7 protein-coding genes and 1 rRNA gene are annotated in these 8,870 nt (G+C 63.0%); 1 reads left to right on the top strand and 7 read right to left on the bottom strand.

Annotated elements, in window-relative coordinates; genetic code table 11:
- Positions 1 to 107: ribosomal RNA gene (gene rrf / locus KW842_RS27065) — 5S ribosomal RNA — on the top strand; the annotation flags it as partial.
- Positions 108 to 159: 52 nt separating this feature from the next.
- Here rrf and KW842_RS27060 read toward each other — a convergent pair.
- The 7 genes from KW842_RS27060 to KW842_RS27030 form a co-directional block, all read right to left on the bottom strand.
- A complete protein-coding gene (locus KW842_RS27060; protein ID WP_218307291.1) occupies positions 160 to 684 on the bottom strand; it encodes a cyclic nucleotide-binding domain-containing protein in 525 nt (174 codons plus the stop codon).
- Positions 685 to 3,258 (bottom strand): ATP-binding cassette domain-containing protein, encoded by a 2,574-nt coding sequence (locus KW842_RS27055; RefSeq protein WP_218307289.1) that lies wholly within the window; start codon positions 3,256 to 3,258, stop codon positions 685 to 687. It lies immediately after the preceding gene.
- The gene (locus tag KW842_RS27050) at positions 3,259 to 5,427 is read right to left on the bottom strand and encodes a cysteine peptidase family C39 domain-containing protein (protein WP_218307287.1); all 2,169 of its coding nucleotides are present in this window, start codon (positions 5,425 to 5,427) and stop codon (positions 3,259 to 3,261) included. It lies immediately after the preceding gene.
- A complete protein-coding gene (locus KW842_RS27045; RefSeq protein ID WP_218307286.1) occupies positions 5,424 to 6,209 on the bottom strand; it encodes an NHLP bacteriocin system secretion protein in 786 nt (261 codons plus the stop codon). The genes KW842_RS27050 and KW842_RS27045 overlap by 4 nt, the downstream gene beginning before the upstream one ends.
- A 47-nt stretch (positions 6,210 to 6,256) precedes the next feature.
- A complete protein-coding gene (locus KW842_RS27040; RefSeq protein ID WP_218307284.1) occupies positions 6,257 to 6,454 on the bottom strand; it encodes a hypothetical protein in 198 nt (65 codons plus the stop codon).
- Between the two features lie 88 nt (positions 6,455 to 6,542).
- A complete protein-coding gene (locus tag KW842_RS27035) occupies positions 6,543 to 8,597 on the bottom strand; it encodes a TonB-dependent receptor (RefSeq protein ID WP_229223941.1) in 2,055 nt (684 codons plus the stop codon).
- A gap of 67 nt (positions 8,598 to 8,664) precedes the next feature.
- Positions 8,665 to 8,870, bottom strand: a 206-nt coding sequence (locus KW842_RS27030; protein WP_218307280.1) for a hypothetical protein, incomplete at its 5' end; no start/stop codon positions are given.

Raw genomic sequence — 8,870 nt, 5'->3', positions numbered from 1 at the left:
GACCATAGTAAGTCGGTCCCACCCCTTCCCATCCCGAACAGGACCGTGAAACGACTCTACGCCGATGATAGTGCTGCAACCAGTGTGAAAGTAGGTTATCGTCAAGCTAGTTATAAGTCAAAGAGGCCCGCCGGTTTATCCGTGCGGGCCTTTTTGCGTTTACCTCAGTACCGACAGCATGCGTTCAAAGCGCACACCCGCCAGGTGCAGCTTGTCGAGGATCTCTTCGTCCAGCTCAATCTCATCTTCCAGCGTTTGTTCCGCTTTGCCGAAGCCCAGGTTGCTGATCGTCGAACGCATGCGCATCGACAGGAAGCAGGCAATCGCGCGGTACATATGCGCTGCGAACGATGCGTCCTGTTCCATCTTGGCGTGCAAACGCTCCTGCTCCACAGCGAGGAAAATGGTTGCCTGGGTGGCGGTGACGCTGGCGGTGGGCGCCTGCTTGTCAACCAGCGACATTTCACCGAGTATTTCGCCCACGCCCAGACGCGCCAGTTCGGCGCCGTTCGGCAGCGTCACCGCCACCGCGCCTTCCAGCAGGAAGTAAAGCATGGATGGACGCTGGCCCGCGTGTATCAGGGTCTGGCCGACGGCGCAGTGGAATTGATGTCCGTGCCGGACGATCCATTCCACGTCGGCGTCACTCAGTTGTCCCAATATGCTTAATACTTTACGCACCATTTACTCCTTAAGTTCGGCCTGTTGATGCCGCGCGAATTGCGCGAACAGGCCATCTTGCGCCAGTAGCGCTTCAAAAGTTCCTGCTTCGGCCACTTGGCCGTCGCGGATGAAGAGAATCAGGTCGGCATGCCGCACCGTGCTTAGCCGGTGCGCCACAGCGATACGCGTTACGCCGAGTCGTTCGACGTTGCGCACGATGTGTTCCTGCGTGACGTTGTCGAGGGCACTGGTGGCCTCATCCAGAATCACCATGCGTGGCTTGCCGACCAGCGCGCGCGCCAGCAGCAAGCGTTGGATCTGGCCGCCTGAAAAAGCCGCGCTACCTTCGGTGACCACGGTATGCAGTTGCATCGGCAGTGCGCGGATTTCTGCGTCGATGCCGGCCAATGCTGCGGCGTGCCAGACATCTTCCTGTGTGCCGACATTGGCGCCAAGGATGTTCTCAAACAGCGAACCGCTGAATAGCTTGCCGTTCTGCCGGCACACGCCGATCTGCCGCCGCACGGCCGCCAGATCCAGCTCATTGAGGTTATGGCCATCGTAAAAGATCGCCCCCTGGCTGGGCTGATCGATGCCGAGCATGAGCTTGATCAGCGTCGACTTGCCGCAGCCGGATGGTCCTACCAGCGCGACAAATTGTCCTGGCTCGATGCGCAAGGAGAGGTTGTTCAATATTGGCGGACAGTCGGGATATGCGAAGCTGACATTGGCGACTTCGATGGCGCCAGCGAGCGCGCCCGGCGCTTGCATGCCGCCTGCGGTTTCCGGGGCTTGTTCCAGCAGTGGCTTGATGCGGTCGAGCATGGGCAGCAGCTGTACCAGCTGCCGCATGGCGCCGCTGAATGCCATCGATGCGCCGAGAAAGCCTTGATAGGCAGCCGCGAACGCCAGGAAGGCACCGGCTGAGAGGACCGCATCCTGTGTGCCGAGTACCAGCAGCATCAGCGCCATGGCCAGCAGGTCGTAACCACCCAACACGGTGCTGAGCAGGATGTTGCTGCGTTGTGCCGTCAGTGACATTTTGCGCAGTTGGGTGGCCTTGCGCGACCACTGTACAAAAGCGCGGCGCTCGGCCCCGAACACACGTAGCGTCGCCATGTTTTCCATCAGTTGCTGGGTGAAGCCGGCGACACTGGCGCTCATCTGCGCGCTGTTTTGCAGATTGCGCAGTTGGCGCAGGCCGCTCCCCACATTCAAGGCAATCAGGCCGGCAAACAGCAGCAGCGCCAGGCCGGCGCCAGCGGCACTGTAATGGCATAGCAGCGCGATCGCCGATACGCCGAAGATGCCGGACAATACGCTGTTCAACGCGATACCGGTCAGGGCTTGCCGCACAGTGTCGATCGACAGCGCCCGCAACGCCAGGTCGGTGGAGGAATAGCGTCGTAGCACGGCGGCCGGCAGATGCAGAACGCGGTCGATGACGCCACCCTGTAGCCTTACCGCGAGGCGGCCGTCGATGCGCAGCCGTGCGACGTCGGCGCTCAGTCTGAGTAGCAAACTGCACAATTGGCCGACGCCCAGCATCACACCCAGCATCAGCAAGGGGCCGCGCATCTGGCTTGGCACCAGGGTGTCAATGATGGCGCCGGTGGCGATAGGCACCAGCAATCCGAGCAGGGATGCGAGCAGGGCGGCGGCGGCCAGTGTCAGCAGGTCTGCGCGGCACAGTGAGAGGCCGATGAGTAGCAGGTCGTGGGCGCGCAATGGGCGTGCTGGTAGCGGCAGGGTGACCGCATGCGCGCCTGTGCCGAGTGCGCTGGCCAATGTGGCGTTGACTGCGCGTGGTGCGGCGCCTCGGCAATGCAGGCGATAGTGTCCGCGCCAGTCGGGCAACAGGGCGACGCAGCGCCCGTCGTGTTGTGCGACCAGCGGTCCGAGATCGGTGCGCCACCAGCGTCCTTGCAGACTCACCCAGCGTAGCGGCAGGTGGTGTGTTGCCGCAAAGTCGGCGAAATCGCTTGCCTGGTGCTGCCTGCGCAGGTCGCCGGCGCTACCGCCGATCATGCGATAGACGTAATGGAAATCGTCTTCATCGGTGGCAGGAGCTGACGGCTCCAGCATGCGCTCATGGCCTTCCATTACGGTGGCCAGATCATCTGCTTGCTGCGCGTCGCGCCTGGCACGGCGGGCGGCTTCTTCTTCGTCGCGTGCGGTGAGGCGCTCGGACAGTGCCGCCAGCAGAGCGTTGTGGCTGGCGGCCAGCGCGGCCGCAGGATCGTCCACCGGGAGCGTTGCCGGCGCCAGGCCCGCCGCCGCAAATAGCTGCGCATGCCAGACGGCGACGGTGCCGTTATCGCTATTACTTTCACCGGCCAGTGGCGGTGCCATCGTGGCCAGTGTACCGCCTTCTGGCGCCAGCGCGATCAGGCAGCCGTGCGTGGCGGGCGCTGACAGCAGCGCTTGTCCTGCCGCGATTTCCATCAGGTAGACGCGGCGATCGCCGATCAGCGCATACACTTCAAAGCGGCCGTCGAGAATGGCGTATTGCAGGCCGGGCCGGTCCAGCCTGAGTAACGCACCCGGCGCCAGCGTGGTGTCGGGTGTGTTGCGCAACGGTGTAGTGGTGGTCACTCAGGCACCCACCAGGTTGAAGTACACTCCGTGCTGCGCCATCAGTTGCTGATGCGTGCCGCTTTCCACCACCGTCCCTTGCTGCATGACGATGATGCAGTCGCAGTCGCGGATGGAGCTCAGGCGCTGAGCGATGATGACGCAGGTACAGCCGCGCCGCCGCACCGCATCCATGATGGACACCTCCGTAGCGGGATCAAGCGCGCTGGTGGCTTCATCGAGCACCAGCAGCGACGGCTCCGTGGCCAGCGCGCGTGCAATCGCCATGCGCTGGCGTTCGCCGCCGCTCATATTGCCTCCACTTTCCATCAGAATGGCTCGGTAGCCCTGTTTCATGCGCATGATGAAATCGTCTGCCTGCGCGTCACGTGCCGCCGCCGTCACGCGCTCGGCCGGGATACTGTCGTCCCATAGCACCAGGTTGTCCATCACGCTGCCCTCAAACAGCACCACATTTTGTTCAACGTAAGCCAGCGTCGGAGCGGCGGGATCACCTTCCCAATCGGCGCGGCTGCGGCCGCGCACATGCAGCGCGCCCTCCGACGGCGCCGCCAGGCCGGCGATGATGCGCCCCAGCGTCGACTTGCCGCTCCCGGAGCTGCCGACCAGCGCGATCCGGCTACCAGCCGGGACATCAAAACTGACGTCTTGCACGATGGCTGGACTCAGCGGTCCGTAGCGGAAGCCAATCCCGCGCAAGGACAGGAAGGCGCGCTCGTTGTCGGTGGGCTGCGGCGGCGCTGATGTTGAAATCGCCGCTGGTGCCGGCAACTGAGCCGGCCGATAGCGCTGCACATCGTCGAGCCGTGCGGCGAGTCCGCGCGCCGCCTGCAGCCGGCCGCCGACATTGACCACGGCCAGCAGCGGGCCGACAAAACTCCACATCAGCGTCTGGAACGCCAGCAGCCCACCGATACTCAGCGCGCCATCCATCACACGCAAGCCGCCCGCCACCAGGACGGCGACTGCGGCACTGCCGATAATCAGCCCGGAAGTCTGACTGAGGCGCTGCGCCTGCAACGCGGCGGCCTGGCTGGCGTCGACCACGCGCGCTTGCGCGCCAGCCCAGCGCGAGGTGTAAGCGCCGCCGGTGCCGGACATGCGAAATTCTTCGATCAGCGCCATGCCTTGTATCGTTGCCGAGTACAGCTTCGCGTCGTACTGCATGGTACGGCGCGCGGAATTGTCCATCTGGCCCATGCTCAGCAACAGCAGCAGAACGGCCAGCAGTGCGGTAGCCAGCGTGATCGCTGACAGCACCGGATCGATCAGCACCAGCAGCAGGAAGAACACCACCAGATTCGGGATGCCGATCAGCGCCGGCGCCAGGGTATGCGACACCAGGCCGGAAAGCTGCTCGACCAGGTTGAACCGGTGCGCGATATCCCCCGCATGGCGCTGCGCAAAAAAGCCGAGCGGTAGCTGCAGTAAGCGCCACATCTGCCGCGCCGCCAGATTGGTGGCAATGCTGGCGTCCAGCCGCACCAGCGCGCTGGCGTTCAACCATGACAGCAGCATCTTCAGCGCGGCGGCGGCAGCCATGCCGCCCACCAGTGGCGGCAACCAATCACGCTGCCCGCCAATCAGAATGCTTTCGACGTAAAATTGATTGAAGCCGGAGGCGAGCATCGCCGGAATGATCAGACCCATGCCGGCCACCACGGCGAACGCCAGGCCACGCCGGTAGCCTTGCAGATAACTGCTCAAGGTTGAGCACAGGGCGGGGCGGGCGCCGGTGCGCACAAAGTCCGGACCGGCCTGGAACGCCAGTGCGATGCCGCTATAGGCTTCCTCAAATTCGGCGCGGTTGATGGTGAGCGGCCCGCTGGCAGGATCTACCAGGCGTACGCTCTTGGCGTCGATGCCTTCGACCACCACGAAGTGATTAAAATTCCAGAACACGATCAGCGGCAGAGGCAGGTGGCATAACTCGTCTGCGGTTTTCTGCAAACCCTTGGCCACCAGGCCGTTCGCGCGCGCGGCTTTCAGGATGTTGGTGGCCTTGGTGCCGTCGCGGGTGATGCTGCAATGCTCGCGCATTTCTTCCAGCGTGACCCAGCGTCCGTACCAGGCCAGCACCATGGTCAGGCAGGCGGCGCCGCATTCCACTGCTTCCTGCTGGCCTATCATCGGTACGCGCCGCCGCAGCAGCGCTTGCAGCCGCTTCACGAGGCGTCGCCCGGCAGCAGGCGCCGTGCGGCCGGCATCAGCAGGCGCAGTACAGTTTCTTCACGGATGATGATCGATGCCGCGCACAGCGTGCCGGCGCTCAGCCTGGTCGCCGGGCCGCGCGAGGATGACCAGCGCACGCCGCTCGCGGTGGCGGGATCGGTTTCCAGCGCCACGACCACTTCGAATGGCGCGCCGCCGGCCGACAGTGCTTGTACCAGTTGACGGTTGCCGAGTGCGCGCTGCATGCTTTCCGGCGTTGCCGGCATCGGCGCGACTGACACCACGCGGCCTGACACAAAACCGTATTCCTCACGCTTGAAGTTGGATGGCGCCAGTTCCACCCGCATGCCGGGATGGATATTCTTGCCGTCCGCGGTGGACGCGTAGACGGTAGCGATCAAGGGGGCATCGGGCAGCAGCGCAAGCACTGCACCGCCAGCTTCGACGATGTCGCCATCATTCAGCGTGAGTTCAGCGACGGTGCCGGTGTAAGCTGTGAGCAGGGGCGCATCGCCGATGTCGGCAATGACTTGTCCCGCGCGCACATGCTCGCCCGCGCGCACGCGAATATTCCGCACCGGGCCGGCGCGATCTGCCAGCGCTTGCTTCACGCCCTGCATCGTTGTCAGCATTCCTTGCGCCTGTGCCTTGACCGGCACGCGTATCAGGATGCTGCCCGCCAGGCAGGCCGCAACGATCAGCAATGCCGCGCTCAATAGCAATCCGGAAGCGGGCGTAACCAGACGCGCGCCCATATCGAGGCGGTCTGGCGATGCCATGCGACCAGGCGTGGCAGCCGGCTGGCTGCCTCGCTTGTCTGGCACGATCAGGCTAAGCGGCCGTTGGCGAATTTAGCGAACTTGTTGTCGGTCGATTCGTCTTCGGTTGGCTTGGTGGTCTCGGTGGTGTCGTTGCGCACCGAGGTTTGGGTGCCGCCGACGACGCCGTCCAGCGTCGCCTCATCCAGGCCAGCTTCTGCGTCCAGTTGTTTGTCTTGTGCTTTTGGATCTTGAGGTTTGTTCATGACAGCTCCTTGTGAGGTGAAACAGCATTGGGTGTCGTACTGTAGTGCTGTTTGCTTTCACTGTCTGTCACACGTTTGTGCTACAACGCTAGAATTGATAGGCGCCGCTTGCACCTAGCAGCCAGCCGCGTCGTGGTGCGGCTTCGTAATAGCGTTTGTTGGCGTCGCCGACGATCACCGAGCCGACGTAGTTTTTATCGAGCAGATTGTTCAGACGTGCGAACTGCTTGAAGCGCCATCCGCCCCACTGCTGGTGTGCGGTGATGTGTGCGTTCAGCAGGCCATAGCCTGGCGCCGGCTGATCGGTGTTACTGTCCTCGGCGTAGACTTTGCTGCTTGCCACGCCTTCCAGCGCGGCGCTCCAGCGGCCGGTGCTTTCCCGCCATGCCAGCTCCGCGTAGGCGTTCGCGTTCGGCACGCCGGGCAGGCGGCTGCCTTTCAAGACGTTGCCGTAGCCTTGGTCGTAGACGGCGCGCAGTGTGGTGAGTGCCGCGCGTGCGCTGAAGCCGTGCCGCAATGACGTCTCCAGCGATAGCTCGGCGCCCTGGCGCAAGGTCTTGCCGCCATTGCGGTAGCTGGTGCGGCCGCCGCTGGCGTTATCGACCACCAGTTCGTCCGAGGTCTTCACTTGGAACAGCGCCGCGTTGATGCGCGTGTCTTCGTCCAGCTTGGCCTTGACGCCGGTTTCTACGTGCGTGCTGGTTGCCGGCTGCAAGCGGAAATTGAAGCCGCCGCCAGTGCCGGAGTAGAACAGCTCATTCAAGGTGGGCGCCTCGAAGCCGCGCGCCGCGCTGGCGTACACATTCAGTTGCGGCGTCACGCGATACAGCACTCCCAGCACCGGCGTGGTGTGGCTGTAGCTGAGCGAGCCGCTGTCATTGCCATTGCTGAGAAATCGGTCGTCCACCGATATTTTCACGCGGCTGTGACGCAGGCCGCCGCTGAGTTGCCACGCGCCGGCATCCCATTCGGTTTGCAGATAGGGATCGAGGTTGCTGACCTTGTCCTCTTCATCGCGGCGTAGCGTGCCTTTCACGCCGAAGTCGGCGCCGATGAAATTCTCATAGCCTCGGCGGGTATCGTTGGAGCGGCCGTATTCGAAGCCGGCGGTGGTGGTCAGTTTGCCGCCGGCCAGCGGGGCGACGTGCGACCAGTTGATATCCGCGCCCGAAAAGTCGCGCGCAAAGTCGACCACGCCGCCGGAATGGCTGGCCGGTGCCTGGAAGGCTTTTGAAAACGACTGGTATTGAATCACTTCGCGGTTGCCGCCGTATGCGCTGATGCGCAGGCGGTCGTCATCAAAGCGCTGCTCCCAGGTGGCGCCGATTTGCTTGTGGTCGATGCTCTTGCGGGTGTTATAGCGGTCGGCCAGCGTGCGCTTGGGGGATTGCGTATCGCTGCTGTCGATTTCGCCGGCGCGCGGGTCGCGCTGATACGTCGCCCAGGTCACGCCCAGCGCGTCCTGCGTATCATCCTGGCGTAGCGCGTTGGCGACGATGTTCAGTTTGGCGCCATCGATGGGTGTCAGCGTCAGTTTGGCGTAGGCCTGATCGCGCGTGGCGGCGCTGTGCGCCCGGTAGCCATCGGTGTCGAAGCGCGATGCATCCAATACATAGCCAATATTGCCTTGTTTGCCCTGTGCGTTAAGGTCGGTCTTGCGCGTGCCGTAGCTGCCGCCCACCACATTGAGTTCAACCGATGGCGCACCTTCGCCTTCTTTAGTGAATAGCTGGATTACGCCGCCAGCGTGATTGCCATAAATAGCGGAGTAGGGCCCGCGCAGCACTTCGATGCGTTCGGCCATGTCCAGGTTGAAGGTGGCGGCTTGGCCCTGGCCGTCCGGCATGCTGGCCGGGATGCCGTCGGTGACCAGGTGCACGCCGCGCACGCCAAATGCCGAGCGTGCGCCAAAGCCGCGGGAAGAGATCTGTAAATCCTGAGCGTAGTTCTGGCGGTTCTGCACCACCAGGCCGGGTACGGCGGCCAGGGCTTCGGAAACGTTGACGCGCGGCTGGCTATCGTCCGGCTTTGCCACGTCGATGGAAGCGGGCACATCAAAGCTGGCGCGCTCGGTACGCGTGCCGCTGATGATGACCACAGGCGCTTCTACGGCAGCTGCCGCGAGGAGGGCGGTGAGGAGCAAGGTGTCTTCCTTGGAAACGGTGAAAACGAAATATAACAAAAGCCCTTGTCAGGCAGCGCAGCCCTTGTTATGATTCTGTCCCTCGCAAGACAACGCATGCAAATGCTGAGTGAAGCGAGAAAAAAAGAAGGTTGACGAAATGCTGTAAACGCTTCATACTCTTCCTTCTTCGCTGACGAACAAAACGCTTCGCAGCTAGCAATACAAGATCTTTAAAAATCAACAGTCGATAAGTGTGGGCATTTGGTGCTGCAACAAAAAGCATTAAATGCT

The organism is Duganella sp. sic0402, from assembly GCF_019219065.1.
Classification (GTDB): Bacteria; Pseudomonadota; Gammaproteobacteria; order Burkholderiales; family Burkholderiaceae_D; genus Rugamonas.
This window is presented reverse-complemented; position numbering and strand designations above follow the sequence as displayed.